At 64.2% G+C, this 23,981-nt stretch carries 19 protein-coding genes and 1 tRNA gene; 9 read left to right on the forward strand and 11 right to left on the reverse strand.

The window, feature by feature from the left end; all coding sequences use genetic code 11:
* Window positions 1-101: 101 nt before the first annotated feature.
* On the reverse strand, window positions 102-1,097 hold the full coding sequence (gene fmt / locus M3A49_RS25910) for a methionyl-tRNA formyltransferase (protein WP_266231600.1): 996 nt from the start codon (window positions 1,095-1,097) through the stop codon (window positions 102-104).
* A 63-nt stretch (window positions 1,098-1,160) separates the two neighbouring features.
* On the reverse strand, window positions 1,161-1,664 hold the full coding sequence (gene def / locus M3A49_RS25915) for a peptide deformylase (RefSeq protein WP_266231601.1): 504 nt from the start codon (window positions 1,662-1,664) through the stop codon (window positions 1,161-1,163).
* Window positions 1,665-1,949: 285 nt separating this feature from the next.
* Here def and dprA point away from each other — a divergent pair, with 285 nt between their 5' ends.
* The 3 genes from dprA (at window position 1,950) to M3A49_RS25930 (ending at window position 6,604) form a co-directional block, all read left to right on the forward strand.
* On the forward strand, window positions 1,950-3,212 hold the full coding sequence (gene dprA / locus M3A49_RS25920) for a DNA-processing protein DprA (RefSeq protein WP_266231602.1): 1,263 nt from the start codon (window positions 1,950-1,952) through the stop codon (window positions 3,210-3,212).
* Window positions 3,213-3,308: 96 nt separating this feature from the next.
* A complete protein-coding gene (locus M3A49_RS25925) occupies window positions 3,309-3,686 on the forward strand; it encodes a thioredoxin family protein (protein WP_028203226.1) in 378 nt (125 codons plus the stop codon).
* Window positions 3,687-3,943: 257 nt separating this feature from the next.
* Window positions 3,944-6,604 (forward strand): DNA topoisomerase III, encoded by a 2,661-nt coding sequence (locus M3A49_RS25930; protein WP_266231603.1) that lies wholly within the window; start codon window positions 3,944-3,946, stop codon window positions 6,602-6,604.
* Window positions 6,605-6,712: 108 nt separating this feature from the next.
* Here the strand turns inward: M3A49_RS25930 and M3A49_RS25935 are convergent, their stop codons facing one another.
* Both M3A49_RS25935 and M3A49_RS25940 read right to left on the reverse strand, forming a co-directional pair.
* A complete protein-coding gene (locus tag M3A49_RS25935) occupies window positions 6,713-7,822 on the reverse strand; it encodes a LysR family transcriptional regulator (protein ID WP_028203228.1) in 1,110 nt (369 codons plus the stop codon).
* A gap of 315 nt (window positions 7,823-8,137) precedes the next feature.
* Window positions 8,138-9,988, reverse strand: coding sequence for a phosphoenolpyruvate carboxykinase (GTP) (locus M3A49_RS25940; protein WP_266231604.1), 1,851 nt, complete (start codon window positions 9,986-9,988; stop codon window positions 8,138-8,140).
* A 427-nt stretch (window positions 9,989-10,415) separates the two neighbouring features.
* On the opposite strand from M3A49_RS25940, the gene M3A49_RS25945 reads away from it, so the two are divergent.
* Window positions 10,416-11,429, forward strand: a complete 1,014-nt coding sequence (locus M3A49_RS25945) for a D-2-hydroxyacid dehydrogenase family protein (protein ID WP_028203230.1) — start codon at window positions 10,416-10,418, stop codon at window positions 11,427-11,429.
* 73 nt (window positions 11,430-11,502) lie between these two features.
* On the opposite strand, the gene M3A49_RS25950 is transcribed toward M3A49_RS25945, so the two are convergent.
* Both M3A49_RS25950 and M3A49_RS25955 read right to left on the reverse strand, forming a co-directional pair.
* Complete coding sequence (locus M3A49_RS25950) at window positions 11,503-12,381, reverse strand: patatin-like phospholipase family protein (RefSeq protein ID WP_028203231.1); 879 nt, start codon at window positions 12,379-12,381, stop codon at window positions 11,503-11,505.
* 48 nt (window positions 12,382-12,429) lie between these two features.
* On the reverse strand, window positions 12,430-12,834 hold the full coding sequence (locus tag M3A49_RS25955; RefSeq protein WP_028203232.1) for a PaaI family thioesterase: 405 nt from the start codon (window positions 12,832-12,834) through the stop codon (window positions 12,430-12,432).
* 277 nt (window positions 12,835-13,111) lie between these two features.
* Here M3A49_RS25955 and M3A49_RS25960 point away from each other — a divergent pair.
* Window positions 13,112-13,187: transfer RNA gene (locus M3A49_RS25960), tRNA-Lys, on the forward strand.
* Window positions 13,188-13,257: 70 nt separating this feature from the next.
* Here the strand turns inward: M3A49_RS25960 and M3A49_RS25965 are convergent.
* Together M3A49_RS25965 and M3A49_RS25970 are read right to left on the reverse strand one after the other, a co-directional pair.
* On the reverse strand, window positions 13,258-13,515 hold the full coding sequence (locus M3A49_RS25965) for a hypothetical protein (protein ID WP_254336824.1): 258 nt from the start codon (window positions 13,513-13,515) through the stop codon (window positions 13,258-13,260).
* Between the two features lie 454 nt (window positions 13,516-13,969).
* Window positions 13,970-14,164: a hypothetical protein gene (locus M3A49_RS25970; protein WP_028203235.1), complete on the reverse strand. Its 195-nt coding sequence runs from the start codon at window positions 14,162-14,164 to the stop codon at window positions 13,970-13,972.
* A gap of 329 nt (window positions 14,165-14,493) precedes the next feature.
* Here M3A49_RS25970 and adh point away from each other — a divergent pair, with 329 nt between their 5' ends.
* From adh to M3A49_RS25990, 4 genes are all read left to right on the forward strand, one after another.
* Window positions 14,494-16,014, forward strand: a complete 1,521-nt coding sequence (adh, locus tag M3A49_RS25975) for an aldehyde dehydrogenase (RefSeq protein ID WP_266231605.1) — start codon at window positions 14,494-14,496, stop codon at window positions 16,012-16,014.
* Window positions 16,015-16,115: 101 nt separating this feature from the next.
* The gene (locus M3A49_RS25980; RefSeq protein WP_254358040.1) at window positions 16,116-16,496 is read left to right on the forward strand and encodes a DUF779 domain-containing protein; all 381 of its coding nucleotides are present in this window, start codon (window positions 16,116-16,118) and stop codon (window positions 16,494-16,496) included.
* Window positions 16,497-16,599: 103 nt separating this feature from the next.
* On the forward strand, window positions 16,600-17,079 hold the full coding sequence (locus tag M3A49_RS25985) for an AraC family transcriptional regulator (protein ID WP_254358039.1): 480 nt from the start codon (window positions 16,600-16,602) through the stop codon (window positions 17,077-17,079).
* A 581-nt stretch (window positions 17,080-17,660) separates the two neighbouring features.
* A complete protein-coding gene (locus M3A49_RS25990) occupies window positions 17,661-18,332 on the forward strand; it encodes a SagB/ThcOx family dehydrogenase (protein ID WP_254358447.1) in 672 nt (223 codons plus the stop codon).
* Between the two features lie 79 nt (window positions 18,333-18,411).
* On the opposite strand, the gene gyrB is transcribed toward M3A49_RS25990, so the two are convergent.
* The 3 genes from gyrB to dnaA form a co-directional block, all read right to left on the reverse strand.
* Complete coding sequence (gene gyrB, locus M3A49_RS25995; RefSeq protein ID WP_254358448.1) at window positions 18,412-20,886, reverse strand: DNA topoisomerase (ATP-hydrolyzing) subunit B; 2,475 nt, start codon at window positions 20,884-20,886, stop codon at window positions 18,412-18,414.
* Window positions 20,887-20,999: 113 nt separating this feature from the next.
* Entirely contained in the window at window positions 21,000-22,103 is a 1,104-nt protein-coding gene (gene dnaN, locus M3A49_RS26000; protein WP_254358449.1) for a DNA polymerase III subunit beta, read from the reverse strand.
* Between the two features lie 275 nt (window positions 22,104-22,378).
* Window positions 22,379-23,959: a chromosomal replication initiator protein DnaA gene (dnaA, locus tag M3A49_RS26005; protein ID WP_254358450.1), complete on the reverse strand. Its 1,581-nt coding sequence runs from the start codon at window positions 23,957-23,959 to the stop codon at window positions 22,379-22,381.
* Window positions 23,960-23,981 lie beyond the last annotated feature (22 nt).

Consider the following 23,981-nt stretch of genomic DNA (forward strand, 5'->3'; position numbering starts at 1 on the left):
GCTTCAAACGTCATTGATTCTAGCGCGCCGGGAACCGCGCGGCACTTGACCTCGCGGTCGTTTTCAGGCGTTGGCGTCCAGGCCATGGCGCGAGCCCTGGCTCAGGCCGCTGGGGTCTCGGGCAACTGGAACCTCTGCCCCGCCGCCAGCTGCATACCAGCCAGGAATTCACGCGCGGGCAGCCGCTTGCCGCCCGGCTTTTGCAGCTGCATGAGGCGCAGCGCGCCCTCGCCGCAGGCCACCACCACGCCCGCCGGGCTCACTTCGAGAATTTCGCCCGGCTCGCCGGCGGCGCCCGCCGGACGCGCTACCGGCTCGGCGGCCCACAGCTTGAGCTGCGCGCCGTCCAGCGTGGCCGCGCCGCCCGGGAACGGGTCGAACGCGCGAATCTGCCGCGCGAGCGCCACCGCTGGCCGGCGCCAGTCGAGCGCGGCTTCCTGCTTGCCGATCTTTTCGGCGTAGGTCGCGCCCTCTGCGGGCTGCGGCGTGGCGGGCAGCGCGCCGTCGCGCTCGAGCGCGACGAGCCCATCCACGATCAGCTTTGCGCCGAGTTGCGCGAGGCGGTCGTGCAGCGTCGCCGTGGTGTCGCCCGGCGCGATCGGCGTGCGCACCTCGGAGATCATCGGGCCGGTATCGAGCCCCGCGTCCATCTGCATGAGCGTGATGCCGGTTTCGGCGTCGCCGGCTTCGATCGCGCGATGAATCGGCGCCGCGCCGCGCCAGCGCGGCAGGATAGACCCATGAATGTTGATGCAGCCGCGCGGCGGGATATCCAGCACTTCCTGCGGCAGCAACAGCCCGTAAGCCGCGACCACCATCACGTCGTGCGGCGTGGCGCGCAGCAGATCCAGCGCCGCGGCGGCTTCCTGCGGGTACTTGCCCGTGCGGCGCAGCGACGGCGGCTGGGCGACGGCCATGCCGTGCTCCTGCGCATAGCGCTTGACCGGGCTTGCCTGGAGCTTCATGCCGCGGCCTGCTGGGCGGTCGGGCTGGGTCAGGACGAGCGGCACGGCAAAGCCCGCTTCGTGAATCGCCGCGAGCGCCGCGGCGGCGAATTCCGGCGTGCCGGCGAAGATGACGCGAAGGGTGTGGCTCATGGGCGCTCGGTGCTCAGTTCGCTGAAAGCGGGTTGATGAAGAAAGAGGCGGCGCGGATCGCGATTACATCGCGCGTTCGAGCTTCTTCATCTTGCTGCGGATGCGCGTCTGCTTGAGCGACGAGAGGTATTCGACGAACACCTTGCCCATCAGGTGATCCATTTCGTGCTGGATGCACACGGCGAGCAGCCCTTCGCAGTCGATCTCGTAGGTCTCGCCCTTTTCGTTCATCGCGCGCACGCGCACCTTTTCCGCGCGCTCGACTTCATCGTAGATGCCCGGCACGGAAAGACAGCCTTCCTCATGCACTTCGCGCTCGTCGCTCGACCAGAGGATTTCCGGGTTGATGAACACGCGCAGTTCGTCGTGCGCGTCGGAAACGTCGATCACCACGACGCGCTCATGCACGTCGACCTGGGTGGCCGCGAGACCGACGCCCGGCGCGGCGTACATGGTTTCGGCCATGTCGGCGACCAGTTTGCGGATGCGGTCATTGACCACCTCGACCGGCTTCGCGACCTTGTGCAGACGCTTGTCCGGGTAATGAAGAATGTTCAGTAGAGCCATGATTTGACGGGTTTCTCGTTGGGCGCCTGAAAGAGCCAGGAACAGGGAACGATGCGCGGCCTGGCCATTCGGCCAGCTTGCGGGTCCCAGGCCGGATACGGAGGATATCTCCTCATATTCGGACGAAAGGGCCGCAATTCAACGTTGAACGCGCTTATCGCCCGTGCGGACGCGCTGCGTGCGAAGGCGTGCGCGCAATGCCACGGGTAAAGACGCCACGGTGTATTTCGGATGGTGAAAATTTTATCACGAGGTGCGGCAAACCGTCCGCGCCCGGGGAACGCAATGCCGACGACCTTGCCGATACCTGCCGAGGAACTGGCCGCCTGGCTGCGCCTCGGCCTCGCACGCGGCCTGAGGCCCGCTGCGCTGCGTGCGCTGCTCGGCGCGTTCGGTCTGCCTCAAAACGTGCTGGCCCAGCCGTTCGCCGCACTCGCCGCGGTGGCGGGTGCGCAAGCCGCCCACGCCGCCCTCGCCGAGCCCCGGCCGGACTTCGCGGCACAACTCGAAGCCCTGCAGGCCTGGCGAGCGGGACCCGGCAACGCGCTCATCACGCTTGCCGACCCGGCCTATCCGGCCCGCCTGCTCGACATGCCCGATCCACCGCCGCTGCTCTATGCAAAGGGCCGGCTCGAACTGCTCCACGCAAGCGCGGTAGCCGTCGTGGGCAGCCGCAACGCCACGCCACAGGCCGTCGAAGACGCAGCGCGCTTCGCGCGCATACTCGCCGCGTCCGGTCTCACCGTCGTCTCGGGGCTGGCGCTCGGCGTGGACGGCGCCGCGCATCGCGGCGCACTCCACGAGCAGGGCGGTACCGTCGCCGTGATCGGCACCGGCGCGGATCTCGTCTATCCCCCAGCCCATCACCCACTCGCCATGGAGATCGCCGTACACGGCGCACTCGTCTCCGAATGGCCGCTCGGCACCCCGGCGCGCTCGGCGAACTTCCCGCAGCGCAACCGCGTGATTGCCGCACTCGTCGAAGGCGTGGTGGTGGTCGAGGCCGCGCAACGTTCCGGCTCGCTCATCACGGCAAGGCTCGCCAACGAAATGGGACGCGACGTATTCGCGCTGCCCGGCTCGATTCACGCGCCGCTCACGCGCGGCTGCCACGGGCTCATCAAGCAGGGCGCGCAGCTGGTCGAATCGCCCGAAGAAGTGCTCGATGCGCTCAATGTTGGGCAACCCCCGGGTGCCGGGCGCGCACTCGCGTCGCTGCGGGAACAACGCCGGCAGAAGGTCCCGGTTCCCTTCGATCGCATCCAGCGCGACGACACAAGCGAGACGCCACAGTTGGCGCTCGAATTTCCCCGTCCCGAGCCACCGCCTGCGCATCGCGCTGAAGCACGAAAATCGCTTGCCAGCCTTGGCGCCGAAGCCCGATGCCTGCTCGAAGCGCTCGGTCACGCGCCGGCCACGGTTGAAATCCTCGCTCAGCGCACCGACATGGCCGAAGCGGTGCTGCAAGGCACGCTGCTGCAACTCGAACTCGCGGGACACGTCGACGCCTTGCCCGGCGGCTGGTTCGTGCGGGCATCGCGCGGCTGATGCCGCGGATTGGGGGAGCATCACCGCCCGCGCGCCGCCGTGATACATTCGCGCCAAATACCTCGCTCTATATATAAGAGAACGCAAGGAACGACCATGCCCGCGCTAGACCTCGACACCGACGCCGACCAGATCGCCGAGCGCGTCAGCAATCAGGACACGCTGTTCGTCGCGTGCCTGTGCGCGCAGTGGTGCGGGACGTGCCGCGACTACCGTGCCACGTTCGACCGCATCGCCGAGGCGCATCCCGACGTCTGCTTCGCGTACATCGACATCGAAACCCATGCCGATCGCTTCGACGATCTCGATGTCGAGAACTTCCCGACCATCCTGATCGAGGACGGTCACGCCACGCGCTTTTTCGGCACGGTCCTGCCGCACGCCGCCGTGGTCGAGCGCATGCTCTCGGACCTCAGCGCGCTGCCGGGCGTGTCCGACGCGCCCAAGCTGCGACCCGCGCTGGCTGTAGTTTGAGCGCAACCCACATCTGACCCCGCTCAGGCACACCGCTTGCCGCGCGGCGTGGCGCGCCCTTATGATTGGGCGCCCTGGCGGGTGCGCGGGTGTCGTCATGAGATGACGCAAAAATCGACGCCGACGCGCCATGTGCTATAAAGCGGTCGAGAACGGCCCCCCGAGCGGGGCAGCAACGCCGGGCATCGCGCCCAAGCGCCCATTCAGGTGGCATCGGCCCCGGGGCGCCAACCGGATACACCCACAAGCAACCAGTCATGTCCAAAGCTCTGATCATCGCCGAGAAGCCATCCGTCGCGAACGACATCGCGCGTGCGCTGGGCGGTTTTACCAAGCATGACGAGTACTACGAGAGCGACGACTACGTACTCTCGTCGGCAGTCGGCCATCTGCTGGAAATCGCAGCGCCGGAAGAATACGAGGTCAAGCGCGGCAAGTGGAGCTTCGCTCACCTGCCCGTGATCCCGCCGCACTTCGACCTGAACCCGATCGCCAAGAGCGAATCGCGGCTCAAGGTGCTCAACAAGCTGATGAAGCGCAAGGACGTCACGCAACTCATCAACGCCTGCGACGCGGGGCGCGAGGGCGAGCTGATCTTCCGCCTCATCGCGCAGCACGCAAAGGCGAAGCAGCCGGTCCAGCGCCTGTGGCTCCAGTCGATGACGCCGCAGGCGATCCGCGACGGCTTCGCGAACCTGCGCAGCGATCACGACATGCAGCCGCTCGCCGACGCCGCCCGCTGCCGCTCGGAAGCCGACTGGCTCGTCGGCATCAACGGCACGCGCGCGATGACCGCCTTCAACAGCAAGGGCGGTGGCTTCTTCCTCACGACGGTTGGCCGTGTTCAGACGCCAACCTTGTCGATCGTCGTCGAGCGTGAAGAGAAAATCCGCCGTTTCATCCCGCGTGACTATTGGGAAGTGCGAGCGGAGTTCGTCTGCGCGGGTGGCTTCTATGAAGGCCGCTGGTACGACCCGAAATTCAAGAGGGACGAATTCGATCCGGAAAAGCGCGACTCGCGCCTCTGGAGCGTGCCGGCCGCCGAGAGCATCGTCGCCGCCTGCCACGGCCGCGAAGGCACGGTCAGCGAGGAATCGAAGCCGTCCACCCAGCTCTCGCCCGCGCTCTTCGACCTGACGAGCCTCCAGCGTGAAGCCAACGGCCGCTTCGGCTTCTCGGCCAAGAACACGCTAGGCCTCGCTCAGGCGCTGTACGAAAAGCACAAGGTGCTCACCTATCCGCGTACCGACGCGCGCGCGCTGCCCGAGGACTATCTCGAAACGGTCAAGCACACGCTCGAGATGCTCAAGGAGAGCAACAACTACCTGCCGCACGCCAAGCAGGTGCTCGACAAGGGCTGGGTGAAGCCGAACAAGCGCATTTTCGACAACTCGAAGATCAGCGACCACTTCGCCATCATCCCCACGCTGCAGGCGCCGAAGTCGCTCTCGGAGCCCGAACAGAAGCTGTACGACCTCGTCGTGAAGCGCTTCCTCGCCGTGTTCTTCCCGGCGGCGGAATATCGCGTCACCACGCGTATCACCGAAGTCGCAGGGCATCACTTCAAGACCGAAGGCAAGGTGCTGGTCGAGCCGGGCTGGCTGCAGGTCTATGGCCGCGACGCGGGCGGCGACGACGCCAACCTCGTACCGGTGAAGAAGGACGAGAAGGTCAAGACCGACAAGATCGCGGCGCACCAGCTCGTGACCAAGCCGCCTGCGCGCTACAACGAAGCGACGCTGCTCTCGGCCATGGAAGGCGCGGGCAAGCTCGTGGACGACGAAGAGCTGCGCGAGGCCATGGCCGCCAAGGGCCTCGGCACGCCGGCCACGCGCGCGGCGATCATCGAGGGTCTGCTCGGCGAAAAGTATCTCGTGCGCGAAGGCCGCGAACTGATCCCCACGGCCAAAGCGTTCCAGCTCATGACGCTGCTGCGGGGTCTCGACGTGAAAGAACTCACCGCGCCGGAACTCACTGGCGAATGGGAGTACAAGCTTTCGCAGATGGAGCGCGGCAAGCTCCCGCGTGACGCGTTCATGCAGGAAATCGCCCGCATGACGCAGACCATCGTGAAGCGCGCGAAGGAATACGACTCGGACACGATTCCCGGCGACTACGCGACGCTTCAAACGCCGTGTCCGAATTGCGGCGGCCAGGTGAAGGAAAACTACCGCCGCTTCGCATGCACGAAGTGCGAGTTCTCGATCTCGAAGATTCCGGGCGGCCGTCAGTTCGAAATCCCCGAAGTGGAAGAACTGCTCCAGAACAAGACGATAGGCCCGCTCTCGGGCTTCCGCAGCAAGATGGGCCGGCCGTTCTCGGCCATCCTCAAGCTCTCGTTCGACGACGAAATCAAGAACTACAAGCTCGAGTTCGATTTCGGCCAGGACTCCGGCGCGGAGGATGGCGAAGCGCCCGACTTCTCGCAGCAGGAGCCGGTGGGCGCGTGCCCGAAATGCAAGGGGCGCGTGTACGAGCACGGCATGAGCTACGTGTGCGAGCACTCGGTTGCGAATCCGAAGAGCTGCGATTTCCGCTCGGGCAAGGTGATCCTGCAGCAGGAGATCGCACGCGACCAGATGGCCAAGCTGCTGGCCGAAGGCCGCACCGACTTGCTGACTAATTTCAAGTCGTCGCGGACGGGCCGCAACTTCAAGGCTTTCCTCGTCAAGCAGCCGGACGGCAAGATCGGCTTCGAGTTCGAGAAGAAGGAACCGAGCGCGAAGACGGCGGCCAAGAAAACCGCGAAGAAGTCGGCTTCCGCATCGGCTGAGGCCACGGACGATGCCGCGAACGACGCGGCGGATTCGGCAGAAGAAGGCAAGGCGAAGCCCGCGCGCAAGACGGCGGCCGCCAAAGCCGCACCGGCGCGCAAGACCGCCGCACGCAAGACACCGGCACGCAAGACGGGGTCATAAAGCCGTCCTTTCGCGGGCCGGCACCGGCCCGCGCGCAAGCAGGCAAAAAGGCGCAGCTTCTCACGAAGCTGCGCCTTTTTTATCGGCCGATGAACGCGGATAACGGGCTTATAGCGGCGAAATCGCCGAAGTCCGGGTACGCGCCGCCGAAGCGCGCGCGGCCTTCGGTGCACGCTCGCCGTCCATGCCGTTGTGCTCGCCGTCGTGCAGGCTCCCGCCCGGCGCGGGCTGCACGCCATCGTAGTCGTCGCTCGCAACGCCATTGCGAGCCGCGACAGCGGGGCGCGCGAGGCCGTCCTTCACCCACTGCTCGCCGAGCTGGCTGTTCGGCGTCTGGCTGAAGTGCTCGACGAGGTGGTCGATAAACGTGCGCACCTTGGCCGGCAGGTGACGGCGGCTCGGATACGCGACGTTGATCTCCACCTGCGGCAGGCGATAGTCGCCAAGCAGCCGCACGAGGCGCCCGCGCGTCATGTCGCGGCCGATCAGATAGCTCGGCAGGATCGCGATGCCCATGCCGAGCAGCGCGAACTGGCGCAGCATCTCGGTGTTGTTCGCCACGATCACGTTGGTCGGGCGCACGCGGATTTCGCCGTCCGGACCGGTGAACACGCGCTCGTCACCCCAGTACTCGGAGGGCAGCGAGAGGCTCGGGTGCTCCATGAGGTGCTCGGGGCGCGTGGGCGTGCCGTGCTTTTCGAGGTACGCGGGCGTGGCGCACACGGTCATGCAACCCGTGGTGAGGCGGCGCGTGACGATACTGGCGCTGCGCATCTGGCGCGCGGTTACGACGCCCAGATCGAAGCCCTCTTCGACGAGATCGACCTGACGGTCCACCAGCGTGACGTCGGGAATGACCTGCGGATAGCGCTGCGTGTACGTCTGCAGCACCGGAGCGAGATTGTGGAGCCCGAACACGACCGGCGCGACGATACGCAGCGTGCCGACGGGTTCGTGATTGCGCGCGACAACCATCTGTTCGACATCCTCGAGCTCATCGAGAATCTGGCGGGCGCGCTCGAGATAGACCTGACCCGATTCGGTCAGGGAGAGACTGCGGGTCGTGCGATTGAGCAGACGCGTGCCGAGTCGACCTTCGAGGTCGGCAACATGCCGCGTCGCAACCGCGTTGGAGATATCCATCGCAGAAGCAGCCCGGGCGAAACTGCCGAGGTCGGCCACTTTGACGAATACTCGCATCGACTGCAAATGATCCATGAGACAACTCCTGCCTGTTACTACCCCGCTGTTAATCAGCGGAGGAAACCGCGAATTCTCCTACGACAGCAGAAATCCTGCAGAAGTTGCCTCCGAAGCCCTTATTTTCTTTACGAATTCTTCGACTGCACCCCAAAATGCATTAACAGCGGTCCGATTGTTACCTCGAACGAAACAATTTTGCGCGTTGCAGCGAAATAACCGCTCGGGCGCCGAACAGACGGGCCTCTGCACTGCACCAATGCATTCGACCCCGGAAATAAAAATGGCCGCCCGAAGGCGGCCATTCAGTCAGCGAGTGCTCACATCACATGCTTACAGACGCGTTTCCAGCGCCTTGCGAGCGTCCTTCAGCACTTGCGGCAAGCCATGAGCAAGCTTGTCGAACAGTTCGGCGTGCAGCGCGAGTTCGGCGCGCCAGGCGTCGGCGTCCACCGAAATCACCTGCTCGAACTGCTCCTGCGTAAAGTTCAGGCCGCTCCACTCGAGATCGCCGTAGCGCGGCGACACGCCGAAAGCGTGCTCGTCGCCCGCGGCCTTGCCCTCGATACGGCGCACCATCCACTCGAGCACGCGCATGTTCTCGCCGAAGCCCGGCCACACGAACTTGCCGTCCGGCCCCTTGCGGAACCAGTTCACGCAGAAGATGCGCGGCACCGTTGCGCCGGCGCTGGCGAGGCGTTCGCCCACGTCGAGCCAATGGCCGAAGTAGTTGGCCATGTTGTAGCCGCAGAACGGCAGCATCGCGAACGGATCGCGGCGCACCACGCCCTGCTGCCCCGCGGCCGCGGCCGTGGTCTCCGAGCCCATGGTCGCGGCCATGTAGACGCCCTCGGTCCAGTCGCGCGCCTCGGTCACGAGCGGCACCGTGGTCGAACGGCGGCCGCCGAAGATGAACGCATCGATGGCCACACCCTTGGGGTTCTCCCACTCGGGATCGATCGACGGGCACTGCGACGCGGGCGCCGTGAAGCGCGCGTTCGGATGCGCGGCCTTGCGGCCGGTTTCCTTGCCGATGGCGGGCGTCCAGTCGTTGCCCAGCCAGTCGATCGCGTGCGCGGGCGGCTCTTCCGTCATGCCTTCCCACCACACGTCGCCGTCGTCGGTGAGCGCGACGTTCGTGAAGATCACGTTCTCCTTGAGCGTCGCCATGGCGTTGAAATTGGTCTTCTCACCGGTGCCCGGCGCCACGCCGAAGTAGCCGGCCTCCGGGTTGATCGCGTAGAGACGGCCATCAGGGCCGGGCTTGATCCAGGCAATATCGTCGCCGATCGTGGTGATTTCCCAGCCATTCATGGCGGGCGGCGGAATCAGCATGGCGAAGTTGGTCTTGCCGCACGCCGACGGGAACGCCGCCGCGACATGGTACTTGCGGCCTTCCGGCGAACGCACGCCGAGAATCAGCATGTGCTCGGCGAGCCAGCCTTCGTCGCGGCCCATGGTCGAAGCGATGCGCAGCGCGAAGCACTTCTTGCCGAGCAGCGCATTGCCGCCGTAACCGGAGCCGTAGCTCCAGATCTCGCGCGTTTCCGGAAAGTGGACGATGTACTTCGTCTTGTTGCACGGCCACGGCACGTCCTGTTCGCCTGCGGCGAGCGGCGCGCCCACGCTGTGCACGCACGGCACGAACGGGCCGTCTTCGCCGAGCACGTCGTACACGGCGCGGCCCATGCGCGTCATGATGCGCATGTTCACGGCCACGTAGGGGCTATCGGAAAGCTCCACGCCGATATGCGCGATGGGCGAGCCGAGCGGGCCCATCGAGAACGGCACGACGTACATCGTGCGGCCGCGCATCGAGCCTGCGAACAGGCCGTCGAGCGTCGCGCGCATTTCGGCAGGCGCGACCCAGTTGTTGGTGGGGCCGACGTCCTCTTTGGTGGGCGAGCAGATAAAGGTGCGGTCTTCCACGCGCGCGACGTCCGAAGGGTCGGAGCACGCGAGATACGAATTCGGGCGCTTCTGCGGATTGAGGCGGCGCATCGTGCCGGCCTCGACCATCTGCGCACACAGGCGGTCGTATTCTTCCTGGGAGCCGTCGCACCACACGATGCGATCCGGCTGCGTATGCGCTGCGATTTTCTGCACCCAGTCGATCAATTTCCGGTGCCGGACCCAGGCGGGCACCTGTGCGGCGGCCTGGGCTTGGTAGTCGGGATGGTTCATCGAGCTGTCTCCATTTTTAGAGCTGTAAAAAAGGAATCGGCCCTCTTAGACGCTGCACGCGAGAGGCGCAACTCATGCGAACCGAATGTCGATGGCAGATCAACATGCGAATCGGTTCGCGCAGTTGGGCAGGTCGTCAAGGTCCTTTAGCCTGGGGTTCGAAACCGTCTGTAAAGCGGCTTGCATCGGAGCCCGACAAGCTGTTAAAAGTTGCAAATTCGCGGCTGATTACCGCGTCAAAAAACCTGCGTGCGTAGCCTCGGGCTTGCGCAATTGCAATGCCTGCTGCTGCACGCGGCGAGCGACGTGAAGGCTCCCTATATTCATACCAGCCTTCCCGGCGCTGCATAGTGGGATAACCACCAGATGTACACCGAAGTCGCGCTACGAAAGGCGCGATGCATAACACGCAAAACAACCCGCTGCCATGAAAATTGCCATCCTTGACGACTACCAGGACGCCGTCCGCAAGCTCGACTGCTTTCAACTGCTCGCCGACCACGAGGTCAAGGTTTTCAACAACACGGTGCGCGGCCTCGGCCAGCTCGCCAGCCGCCTCGCCGAAGTCGACGCGCTTGTCCTGATTCGCGAACGCACCCGCATCACCTCGCAACTGCTCGACAAGCTCCCGCATCTGCGCATGATCAGCCAGACGGGCAAGGCCGGTCCGCACATCGACATGGAGGCCTGCACCGAGCGCGGCATCGCCGTACTCGAAGGCACCGGTTCGCCCGTCGCGCCCGCCGAACTCACGTGGGCGCTCATCATGGCCGCGCAGCGCCGCATTCCGCAGTACGTCGCCAACCTCAAGCAGGGCGCGTGGCAGCAGTCGGGCCTCAAGACTTCGGCGATGCCGCCCAACTTTGGCCTCGGCCAGGTGATGCGCGGCCAGACGCTCGGCATCTGGGGCTACGGCAAGATCGGCCGGCTCGTGGCCGGCTACGGCAAGGCCTTCGGCATGCGCGTGCTGGTGTGGGGCCGCGAGCATTCGCTCGAAGCGGCGCGCGCCGACGGCTACGAAGCCGCCGCAAGCCGCGAGGCGCTGTTCGAAGAGAGCGACGTGCTGTCGCTACATCTACGCCTGCACGATGACACTCGCGGGATCGTCAAGCAGGAAGATCTGCTGCGCATGAAGCCTACGTCGCTGCTCGTCAACACGAGCCGCGCGGAGCTGATGGAAGAAAACGCGCTGCTCGGCGCGCTCTCGCACAACCGGCCGGGCATGGTCGCGATCGATGTGTTCGAGAGCGAGCCGATCCTGCAGGGCTACAGCCTGCTGCGCATGGAAAACGTGATCTGCACGCCGCACATCGGCTATGTGGAGCGCGAGAGCTACGAGCTGTACTTCGGCGGGGCGTTCCGCAATATCCTCGCGTTCGACGCGGGCGATCACGTGAGCGTCGCGAACCCCGAAGCGCTGCAGGGCGGCCGCCGCAAGTAAGCGCGGCTGCACGGGGCGGCGCGCGGCGCCCTTCGTGCGACTTTCCGGTAGCTTTTGATCCGGCCGCGTGCGCTCAGGCGTTCGCGGCCGCTTCCATGACCTCGGGCAAACGCGCGAGGAAACGCTCGCCGTCCACGCGGCCGAGGTTGTAGGCATGCTGCATCTGCTGTGGGCTCGTATAGTCCCAGCTCGAGATCGGCACCCTGGCCGACGGCTGCACGTAAAGGCGTTGCTGCACGCCCTGCGCCGCCTGATGCCGCACGACGAACATCTGTGGACGCGGATAGAGCCGCGTCACCATCACCAGCACACGGCCGGGCGTGTCGTCGAGCGCGCCGACCGGCACGTTGTCGACCATGCCGCCATCGAGCACCGGGCGGCCGTCGCGCCGCAGCACCGGCGTGAACGGCGGCGTGCATGACGACTGCAGGATGAGATCGGCCAGATCCTCCACGCTCGCGCATTCCTGCGCCGTCACGAACTCCGGATGAAACCCGAGCTTGCGGCCGAGCGTGGGGTGCAGCGTCTTGCGGATGTGTTTTTCGATGTTGTACGCAATGAGACCCGCCGCCACGGCGCTGCGCGCGCCGAGCCAACGCGGCACATGCGACACGCCGATGCGGATCTCAGGCGCGTCCTGGAGCTGCGTGAACGGCTCGCCGTAGATGTCGAGCAGCGCCTGGCGATAGATGCGGTAATGCGGAAACACCGACTCGCCGCGCAGCAGATTGCCCCAGTAGGCGTTGCGCTTGTTGTGGCGCAGCGCATCCTCGTAGTAGCGCATGACCCAGTCGGCGTCGCGCGTGTAGAGCATGCACGCGGTAGCGGCGCCCGCCGAAATACCCGTAATGACGCGCGGGCGAATGCGCAGTTCGGGCTGGACGATGTCCCAGAACCCCGCCTGCCACCAGCAGCGATTGCCGCCGCCGGCGAAAACCACCTGATCGAACATGCCTTCTGCGTCCTTCGAAGCGACCGAAACCGATCGGAAGCACCAAGCTTAATCGAGCAGCGCGTAGGTCGAGGTCGCGTGAACCGCCATCCGGCCGTCTTCGTCGTAGAGTTCTATTTCACCGAACACCAGATTACGGCCCATGCGCAGCACGCGCGCCGTCACGAGCACGTCGCCTTTGCGCACCGCGCGCATGAAATTCGTGTTCAGCGCGACGGTCGTCATGGGCTTGAAGCCGCCGAGCGCGGCCGTGATCGCGACGATCATGGCCGTATCCGCCGCCGCCATGAACACCTGGCCGCAGATCACGCCGCCCGAATGGCGCAGCTCGCCGGAAAACGGCAGGCGCAGGGTGGCGCTGTCTTCCGAGACCTCGACGGGCTTCATCCCGAGCGCGCGCACCCACGGGGCCAGCACGCGCTCCAGCAGCGCGTCGATTGCGTTGTCGTCCATCGTTTGCCTTTGTGGATTGCCGTGCGACGATTCCAGCCGATTGCCACCGACCTCGGCCAGCTTCGGCTTCGGCAAACAGGCGGTGCACAGCGACTGGCTTGAAACCTGGCTTGATGCCAGGAGTGGCGACATCATACCGGGACAGCACGGCCCCCGTGGTAATGGCGCAAACGCCGGCGCAGACGGAGCCTGCGCCGCATCGACAAACTATTTTTGGATAATTTACAGAGAGGGCTTGCCAAGTCCCTAAAAGTCCTGCATAATCTTTCTTCTGTTGGGGGCGTTAGCTCAGTTGGTAGAGCAGCGGACTCTTAATCCGTAGGTCGAGTGTTCGAGTCACTCACGCCCCACCAGCGAATTCAGCCAAAAAGCCCGATCCTTGCGATCGGGCTTTTTGCATTTCTCCCCGACCACAGGCCTGAATTACTTCGCGCGCCTCACGTGACGCGACGCCTGCTTCGGACGCGGCAGCCAGCGGCCAAGCGCCTCGAAGCCGTCGAGCTGGCGCAGCAGCGTGTCGACGGTCGAAAGCTGAACGTGTGTCAGATGGTTTTGCTTCAGAAGCGCATGCAGGCGCTTGCGCCAGTACGCGACACCCATCACCGGCATTTCGAAATCGCCAGCCAGCGACGGCGGCATCACGCGCGCGATGTGCGCGATTTCCTGTTCGACGAATGTCATGGCTATCCCCGTTGGTCCTGCCGTGGTTTCTTATCGTATGAAGTACTGTAGGACGCTCCGGGGCGCTCGCCAGCCTACCCGTATGGATAGGTAACAAATAGTCCGACTAAATTGGAATCGACGCCGCCGAAACCGGCGCCTCGCTGCCCCACTCTCGCGCTTCATCGTTCACCGGCAGGCCAGTCATTCACCTTCCATGCTTGCCAGGTCCATCACCGCCATAGGCGGCGAGAAATTTCGGAATCCAGATTATTTCATTCCGAACGAGCTGCCTCGCTTTTCGGGCTCTTCCTATCGGGTCTGGCTGACTAGCTGTTGATCATAGTCAGGTTAACCGACCCGACGATGCTGGACGAGGATCTGAACCAGCTACTGGTCGGCCGCACGCTTGGCGTGATTGGCGGCTTCTTCTTCGGCGTCACGCTCGCGACCCAGATCCTCTAGCCGCCAGCGCTCAGAGGAACGGCTTGCCGTCCACCTGTTCATAGACGACTTTGCCGTCGTCGTCCTCGAACTGCTCCAGGTAGTTACGGGCGCCGCACAGCGGACACCGGAACAAGGGCCCCTGCCCTTCGTTCTTGATCACGACCTCGCTTTGTTCCCACGGGGTGCCACACGACTGGTTGCGGCAAACGAATGTACTCGACATGCAGACTCTCCTGACTGTTACCGGTGCAAAGCCTACCGCAAGTGCGGCCCGCGCGCCGCAAATCTCCGACTCCCGCCGCGATTACGCTGCCAGGCTGTTCACTTCTTGAGCAGTTGGCCGCCCTTTTGTTCCGGCCTGACGCAATCGCGCGATGGCTCGCGTGGTCCGCGCACCGCGCATTTGCATGACGCGCGTGTGCCGTGCCGCTACCGCACGGCACAACGCCGCGGCGCCGCCGCGCAGGCATGGTTCTCGCGTTAGCGTGCCGCGGTAGCGCGGCCTCGCCGCGTCCATCCATATCGAGATCGAGAACACAGAGGAGCACGCAGATGAATCACGCGGACATGCAATTCCTGACCACCGAATTCCCGTACAAGAAACAGTATGGCAACTTCATCGGCGGCGAGTGGGTCGCGCCGCTCGGCGGCGAGTATTTCGACGATATTTCGCCCATCACCGGCCACGCGTTCACGTCCATCCCGCGCTCGCGCGAAGCCGACATCGAACTCGCACTCGACGCCGCACACAAAGCCAAGGCCGCCTGGGGCAAGACCTCGCCCACCGGGCGCGCCAATATCCTCAACCGCATTGCCGATCGCATCGAGCAGAACCTCCACACGCTCGCCGTGGCCGAGACCATCGACAACGGCAAGCCGCTGCGCGAAACGCTCGCCGCCGACATCCCGCTCGCCGCCGACCACTTCCGCTATTTCGCGGGCTGCGTGCGCGCGCAGGAAGGCGGCATCTCCGAGATCGATCACGATACGGTCGCGTATCACTTCCATGAGCCGCTCGGCGTGGTCGGCCAGATCATTCCGTGGAACTTCCCGATTCTCATGGCCGCGTGGAAGCTCGCGCCGGCGCTCGCGGCCGGCAACTGCGTGGTGCTCAAGCCCGCCGAGCAGACGCCCGCGTCGTTCCTCGTGCTCGCCGAACTGATCCAGGACCTGCTGCCGCCCGGCGTGCTCAACGTGGTGAACGGCTTCGGCCTCGAAGCGGGCAAGCCGCTCGCCTCGAACAAGCGCATCGCGAAGATCGCCTTCACGGGCGAAACCACCACGGGCCGCCTCATCATGCAGTACGCGAGCCAGAACATCATTCCCGTAACGCTGGAACTGGGCGGCAAGAGCCCGAACATCTTCTTCGCCGACGTGCTCGACCACGACGACAGCTTTTTCGACAAGGCGCTCGAAGGCTTCGCGATGTTCGCGCTCAACCAGGGCGAAGTGTGCACGTGCCCGTCGCGTGTGCTCATCGACGAGAAGATCTATGACCGCTTCATGGAGCGTGCGCTCAAGCGCGTAGCGGCGATCCAGCAGGGCCACCCGCTCGACACGAAAACGATGATCGGCGCGCAGGCCTCGCAGGAGCAGCTCGAGAAGATCCTCTCGTATATCGACCTCGGCAAGCAGGAAGGCGCGCAATGCCTGATTGGCGGCGAGCGCAACAGCCTCACGGGCGAACTCGGCGAGGGCTATTACGTGAAGCCCACTGTCTTCCGCGGCCACAACAAGATGCGCATCTTCCAGGAAGAAATTTTCGGACCCGTGGTGTCCGTCACGACCTTCAAGACGGAGGAGGAAGCACTGGAAATCGCCAACGACACGCTCTACGGCCTCGGTGCAGGCGTGTGGACGCGCGACGGCACGCGTGCCTACCGCTTCGGCCGCGCGATCCAGGCGGGGCGCGTGTGGACCAACTGCTACCACGCTTACCCGGCGCACGCGGCGTTTGGCGGCTACAAGCAGTCGGGCATCGGGCGCGAGAACCACAAGATGATGCTCGACCACTACCAGCAAACGAAGAACCTGCTCGTGAGCTATAGCGAGCAGCCGCTCGGGTTCTTCTGATCGCGCTGTGTGCCCTGTGCGTCGCGCACGGTGTTTTGCGGTCGAGCGGCCGCAGCCGCGCGCGACGCCCCTTCGTTGCACCTTGAGAGGAGCGTCGCAACATGGTCGAACGCGTTACCGCCACGCCGGCCGCGCTCGCGCTGATCGAGCAGTTGGCGCGCGAGCACGGGTCCCTGCTCTTTCACCAGTCGGGCGGCTGCTGCGACGGCAGCGCGCCCATGTGCTTTCCCGTCGGCGAGTTCATGGTCGGCAATGCCGACGTGCAGTTGGGAGAAATCGGCGGGATGTCCTTCTATATGACGGAGGCGCAGTTTGAGTACTGGCAGCACACCCAGCTCATCATCGACGCCGTGCCAGGCAACGGCGGCATGTTTTCGCTCGAACGACCCACGGGCCTGCGCTTTCTTACGCGCTCGCGGCTCTACGACGACGAAGAGAACGCGTGGCTCGAGGCGCATCCGGTGACGCGCGTGAGCTTGTGAGGCTCAGGCGCCCGGCACGCCAGGGGCGTCGCACGGAGCGTGGTGCTATCTTGGTTCGCAGGCGCTGCGCATTCGCGCGGCCATCGCACCGGGAGACGCCATCATGCAAAACCACGACGTGAAACTCCTCACCCTCGAGCCGATGGACCTGCTCGCCGTCAGCCACGTGGGTCCGTACATGAAGATCGGCGACGCGTTCTACACGCTCGCGCAATGGCTCGGCGAGCGCAACGTGCGCACGTCGGGCTCGAAGATGGTCGGCATCTATTACGACGATCCCAATACGGTCGAAGAATCGAAGCTGCGCTCAAAGGCGGCGCTGCATCTGGGGCAGGAAACCGATGTGGAGGTCATGGCGCCAGTCGAGAAGTTCCAGCTGCGCGGCGGCGAGCACGCGATGATGCTGCACAAGGGGCCGTATCAAGGGCTCGGCCAGGCGTGGATGTGGTTTTACAACGAAGGATTGCAGAAGCTCGGACGCACGCCGGACTTTTCGGCGCCATCGTTCGAGGTATATCTGAATACGCCCGATGAGGCGACGCCGGATGACCTGAAGACGGAGCTTTATATCCCGCTCGCGTGAGGCGCGCGATTCGCACGGTTTGAACGATGCCGCCGGGACGTTTTCCAGCGGCATCTTCGTTTCCGATGCGAGGGTTCTAAGGTTTTAATAACGTATGTATACGTAAACGTAGTAATAGTTAACAAGCCCCTGGGTATTCTGTGGATAACCCCGGAAAACCATTGAGTAAACAAGGCTGTGGAAAAAACATAACCGTGCGGGCGTTAACGGGACAACGCCAGGCAGCTGCTGGCAACTTTTCCACACTTTGCGCGCAGTCGAAGTTATCCCCGATTCATGCACAGTGATTTCCAGGGGTTTTCCGGGAGTTATCCGCTGGGGGCTGTGGATAGTGCAGGACGCGAATTCCCGCTGTCTTCCAGACAAAAAATAGCGCCTCCAAAGGCGCTTTTTCGCTGTTGAAAATCGCGACGTTAAATCGGGCCTCGCAATCTCGAATTTACGGTCTATAACTTCTGCGAGTAGGCCAGCACGTGACTGTTGATCAAATTGCGCCATGGCCCGAGTGTCGCTCGAAAACGTGAAATAGTGAGAATCGCGAAGGCCACGCAGGCCTGCTCGTTCACTCATGGAGGCGCCGGATGAAACGCCGTGAACTGCTGGCCGTGCTAGCCGCGGGCGCAATGACCCAAGTTTCCACCGGCCAGGCGCAGGAGAGCCCGGCGAAGTACACCAACGAGATCACACTGCCCAAGCCCAAAATCTCCGGCACGGTCTCCCTCGAGGATGCCATCCAGCGCCGCAGGTCCGTACGCACGTTCCGGTCCGACCCGCTGCCTGTCGAGACCATCGGCCAGCTGCTGTGGGCCGGCCAGGGCGTCACCAGCGCGGACGGCAAGCGCGCGGCACCTTCGGCCGGCGCCCTGTATGCGCTTGAACTCTACGCGGTGACCCCCGCGGAGGTGATGCACTACCTGCCTCACGGCCACCGGGCCGAAACGCGAGCGACACCCGATATGCGCCCCAAGCTGAAAGCGCTTGCGCTAAACCAGGCATCTGTCGGGGCGGCGCCGGCCTTGCTCGCGGTGGCTGCCGATCCCAGCCGGCTCAAGCAGCGGTATGGCGCGAGAGCCAGTGTATATAGCGACCTCGAGGCCGGACACGCCGCCCAGAACATGCTGCTGCAGGCCGTCGCGCTCGGGCTCGTCGCCGTGCCCGTGGGCGCGGTCGACGGGCCGCAGGCAGCCCAGGCGCTCGGTTTGCCTTCCGGGCAGAGCGTCGTCTACGTCATCCCGGTGGGCTTTGCGGTTTGAATTGCGGCGTGAGGATGTACAAAAAACAAACGCCCGGTTTTCCGGGCGTTTGTTTTTCAATCACGGCGGCAGCAGACGATCAAACGTCGATATTCCCCGCCCGCAGCGCATTGCTTTCGATAAACGCACGACGCGGCTCGACATCGTCACCCATGAGCGTCGTGAAGATGCCATCGGCGGCGATCGCGTCCTCGATCTGCACGCGCAGCAAACGGCGCACCGTCGGGTCCATCGTCGTTTCCCACAGCTGCCCGGGGTTCATCTCGCCAAGCCCCTTATAGCGCTGCTTCGACACGTTGCGCTCGGCATCGGCGATCAGCCACTTCATCGCGCTCTTGAAGTCGTTCACGGCCATGCTGCGCTCGCCGCGCTTGATTACAGCGTTCTTGCCGATCAAGCCCTTGAACGTATTGGCCGTGTTCACGAGCTGCTGATAGTCGGCGGTGAGCTGGAACTCCTCGTCGATCACCGAGACCTTCACGTTGCCGTGATGGCGGCGCTCCACGCGCAGCGAACGTTGCTCGCGCACCTGGTCGTACATCGGCACCACGCTCACCTCAGGCTTGAGCGGATCGTCGCGCAGCTGCGCTTCGAGCGCACGCGCCGAAGCCTCGGTCGAGGCTTCGCTCGACAGGTCGATCGCTACGCCATCCATGATCGCTTCGAGCGCGCGCTCGTCGTACAGACGCGAGAGACGATCCACCACGCCGCGCGCAAGCTGGTACGAGCGCGCGAGTTCGCCAAGCGCGTCGCCGGAGATCGGCGTCGCACCTTCGTTCGGCACCAGCTCCGAGCCTTGCAGCGCGAGACGCAGCATATGTGCGTTGAGCTCCGAATCGTCCTTGAGATAACGCTCGTCCTTACCCGCCTTGAGCTTGTACAGCGGCGGCTGCGCGATATACACGTAGCCGCGCTCGATCATCTCCGGCATCTGGCGATAGAAGAACGTGAGCAGCAGCGTGCGAATGTGCGCGCCGTCCACGTCCGCGTCGGTCATGATGATGATGCGGTGGTAGCGCAGCTTCTCGAGGTTGTAGTCGTCCTTGCCGATGCCGCAGCCGAGCGCGGTGATCAGCGTGACGATCTGCTCGGAAGACAGCAGCTTGTCGTAGCGCGCCTTTTCGACGTTCAGCACCTTGCCGCGCAGCGGCAGGATTGCCTGGAACTTGCGATCGCGGCCTTGCTTGGCCGAGCCGCCAGCCGAATCGCCCTCGACGATATAGACCTCCGACTTCGCCGGATCCTTTTCCTGGCAGTCCGCGAGCTTGCCCGGCAGGCCCACGCCGTCGAGCACGCCCTTGCGGCGCGTCATTTCGCGCGCCTTGCGCGCGGCGTCACGAGCTCGCGCGGCGTCGACGATCTTGCCGCAAATGGTCTTCGCGTCGTTCGGCGTTTCGAGCAGGAACTCTTCGAGCGCCTTCGCCACGACGTCTTCGACGGGCGCGCGCACTTCCGAGGAAACCAGCTTGTCCTTCGTCTGCGAGCTGAATTTCGGCTCCGGCACCTTCACCGAAAGCACGCACGACAAACCTTCGCGCATGTCGTCGCCCGAGGTTTCCACCTTGGCCTTCTTTGCGATTTCGTTGTCGGCGATGTACTTGTTGATGACGCGCGTCATCGCCGCGCGCAGGCCGGTCAAGTGCGTGCCGCCGTCGCGCTGCGGGATGTTGTTCGTGAAGCACAGCACGCTTTCGTTGTAGCTGTCGTTCCACTGCATCGCCACTTCGACGCCCACGCCGTCTTTCTCGCCCTGAATGTAGAAGATGGTCGGGTGCAGGACCTGCTTGGCCTTGTTGATGTACTCGACAAAGCCCTTCACGCCGCCCGCGAAGGCAAAATCGTCTTCCTTGCCCGTGCGCTGGTCGGTCAGGCGAATGCGCACGCCGTTGTTCAGGAACGAGAGCTCGCGAATACGCTTGGCGAGAATGTCGTAGTGGTACTCCACGCTGCCGAAGATGGTTTCGTCGGCCATGAAGTGCACTTCGGTGCCGCGATTTTCGGTGTCGCCGAGCAGTTGCATGGGCGAGACCGTGTGGCCGTCGCGCTCTTCGAGCACACGGTTCTGCGGCACGCCACGGTGAAATTCCATGAAGTGCTTCTTGCCGTTGCGGCGCACCGTGAGACGCAGGAAGCTCGAGAGCGCGTTCACGCACGACACGCCCACGCCGTGCAGGCCGCCCGAGACCTTGTAGCTGTTCTGGTCGAACTTGCCGCCCGCGTGCAGCTCGGTCATCACGATTTCGGCGGCGCTGCGCTTCGGATCGTGCTTGTCGTCCATCTTCACGTCCGTGGGAATGCCGCGGCCGTTGTCGGTGATCGAGATGGAGTTGTCCGCGTGGATCACCACGCGGATGTCGTTACAGTAGCCGGCGAGGGCTTCGTCGATCGAGTTGTCCAGCACTTCGAAGACGAGATGGTGCAGACCGGTGCCGTCCGACGTGTCGCCGATGTACATCCCGGGCCGCTTGCGCACTGCCTCCAGACCTTCGAGGATCTGGATCGACGAGGCGCCATAGCTGCTGTTGTCGGGTTGCGAGTTGTTCGTATCAGTCATGGAATTTTCCGGTTCTGCGTACTGCCTGTGTTACTGCTCGAGACTTTTTCAAAAAGCCATAAAAACGCCAAAGGGGCGCAGCGCCCCCTGGTGTTCTTCTTCTGTCGCGCTTTTTAGATGCGCATCGGCATCACCACGTACTTGAATTCCTCGTTCTCGGGAATCGTGATGAGCGCGCTGGAGCTGGCGTCGCCGAGGCTCACTTCCAGCGTGTCGACCTTCAGGTTCGCGAGGACGTCGAGCAGATACGTGACGTTGAACCCGATGTCGATGGTGTCGCCCTGGTAGGCGATTTCCAGCTCTTCCTGCGCCTCTTCCTGGTCGGCGTTGGTCGACATGATCTTGAGCTGGCCCGGCTCGATGATGCAGCGCACGCCCTTGAACTTGTCGGACGTGAGAATCGCCGCGCGTTGCAGCGAGCGTTGCAGTTCTTCGCGGCCGATCTGGAAGGTGTTCTTGTGCGCCTTCGGGATCACGCGCTGGAAGTCGGGGAACTTGCCTTCCACGAGCTTCGAGACGAGCTCGACCTGGCCGAACGTGAACTTCACCTGGGTCGAACCGATGTCGATCTTCAGCACGTCGTCGATGTCTTCGAGCAGGCGCTGGAGTTCGAGAATGGTCTTGCGCGGGATGATGACTTCCTGGCGCGCGAACGAGCCTTCGATCTTCATCGACGAGAACGCGAGACGGTGGCCGTCGGTCGCGACTGCCATGAGCTGGTCGCCGTCCACGACGAGCAGCATGCCGTTCAGGTAGTAACGGATGTCCTGCTGCGCCATGGCGAAATACACCATGCCGAGCAACTGGCGGAATGTCTTCTGCGGCACCGCGAGGTTCGCGCCGAAGTCCCTGGCTTGCGCCACCGTGGGGAACTCGTCCGCGGCGAGCGTTTGCAAGGCGAAGCGGCTCTTGCCCGACTGCACCGTGAGGCGCTTGTCGGCGAGCGTGAGCGTGACCTGGCCGTCGGGCATGGCGCGCAGGATGTCCAGCAGCTTGCGCGCGGCGACGGTCGTGGCCACCTGGTCGTTGCCGACGCCGAAGTCGGCGGTCGTGGTGATCTGCAACTCGAGGTCGGTCGACAGGAACGAGACGTCGGAACCGGTTTTGGTGATCAGCAGATTGGCGAGGATCGGCAACGTGTGGCGGCGTTCGACAATGCCGCTCACCGTTTGCAGCGGCCTCAGCAGGTTATCGCGTTCGGTCTTGACCAGTTGCATAGAGTTCCTTCGTTGATGTGACGGTCTGCGCGCCCGCCTGGCGCCGGTTTTGCCGACATGACCCCACGTATGTCACGCGACCCCGGCGCCGCTCTGGCGGTTAATGCAGCACAGGCCGCGGCGTGGTTCCCGCCCCGGACCGCCGGGCGGTTAAACCCATATTGTGCCTGAAAACGGACCACTTCCCTAAATTGGGGGCGATCCGCGAAATAAACAAGGCAAACCTTCGGGTTGCGGCCGTCCGCCCCGCCATTCCGGTGCCGCCTGGCTGTGTATTACCCCTTCAGCGTCTGCTCGAGCACGTGCAGCTCATGATTGAGCTGGGCGTCCTTGGTGCGTTCGTCGGCGATCTTGCGCACGGCGTGCAGTACCGTGGTGTGGTCGCGGCCGCCGAACAGCTCGCCGATTTCCGGCAGGCTCTTCTGCGTGAGCTCCTTGGCCAGATACATGGCGATCTGGCGCGGGCGCGCGATGTTCGCCGGGCGCTTTTTCGAATACATGTCGGCGACCTTGATGCTGTAGAAGTCCGCCACCGTCTTCTGGATGTTTTCGACCGAAATCTGGCGGTTCTGCACCGTCAGCAGGTCCTTGAGCGCTTCCTTGGTCAGCTCGATCGAGATCTCGCGGCCGTGGAACTTCGAATACGCGAGGATCTTGCGCAGCGCGCCTTCGAGTTCGCGCACGTTCGAGCGCAGGTGTTTGGCGACGAAGAACGCCACGTCCTCGTTCAGGCTCACGCCTTCCGACTGCGCCTTGCGCATCAGGATCGCCACGCGCATTTCCAGCTCGGGCGGCTCGATCGCCACGGTCAGGCCCGAGTCGAAGCGCGAGATCAGGCGGTCGTCGATACCCGAGATTTCCTTCGGATACGTATCGCTCGTGATGATCACCTGCGCCTTGTTGGCGACGAGCGCCTCGAACGCGTAGAAGAACTCTTCCTGCGTGCGCGACTTGCCCGAGAAGAACTGAATATCGTCGATCAGCAGCAGGTCGAGCGAATGGTAGTAACGCTTGAACTCGTCGAACGCCTTGCGCTGGTAGGCCTTCACCACGTCGGACACATACTGTTCGGCGTGGATGTAGCGGATGCGCGCGCCCGGCTTGTCGAGCAGCAGCTGGTTGCCGATCGCGTGGATCAGGTGGGTCTTGCCGAGGCCCACGCCGCCGTAGAGGAACAGCGGGTTGTATGAGATGCCGGGGTTGTCGGCGACCTGGATCGCGGCGGCGCGCGCGAGCTGGTTCGCCTTACCCGTCACGAAGTTGTCGAACGTGAGCACCGGGTTGAGCTTCGAGCGCTCGTAGGTCGGGTCCGGTTCGCCGCTCGAAGCGGCCGCGGCCGCCCCCTGGCCCGGACGCCATGTGCGGCGGCCGGCGGCGGCTTCGTTGGCGTCGAGGCTGGGCAGATCGAGGTCGGCGGCGTCTTCGGCGGTGGCCTGCGCGGCGGCGGCCGACGCGGCTTGCACCATGCCCGCGAGTCCCGTCCCGCCAGTCAAGGCGGACGGCTGCGGCGCGGCGGCTGCGCTCATGACCGACGCTGCCGCAGACGCGGCAGCCAGCGGCGCGCGCGACGCGGCGGGTGCCGCTGCGACGTGAGGCGCGCGCATGCCCGCCTTCGGATCGAGGACGAACTGCACGTCGACCGGGGTCTGCCAGAAGTCGCGCGCCAGATCGGTAATCCGGCCCGAGAACTGGCTCTTGACCCAGTCGAGCTTGAAACGGTTGGGAGCGGCTATCTGCAGCGTGTTCGCCGCAGCATCGAAGGCAACCGGGGCCAACGGTTTAATCCACGTCACGTACTGCTGGGGCGTTAGCTCACGCTCCAGTAGTGCGGAACAGTGTTGCCAGAATTCGTTCATCGAGTTGCTGTGGTCGTTTTGT

It is taken from the genome of Paraburkholderia sp. CNPSo 3076 (assembly GCF_026343935.1).
GTDB classification, from domain to species: Bacteria; Pseudomonadota; Gammaproteobacteria; order Burkholderiales; family Burkholderiaceae; genus Paraburkholderia; species Paraburkholderia nodosa.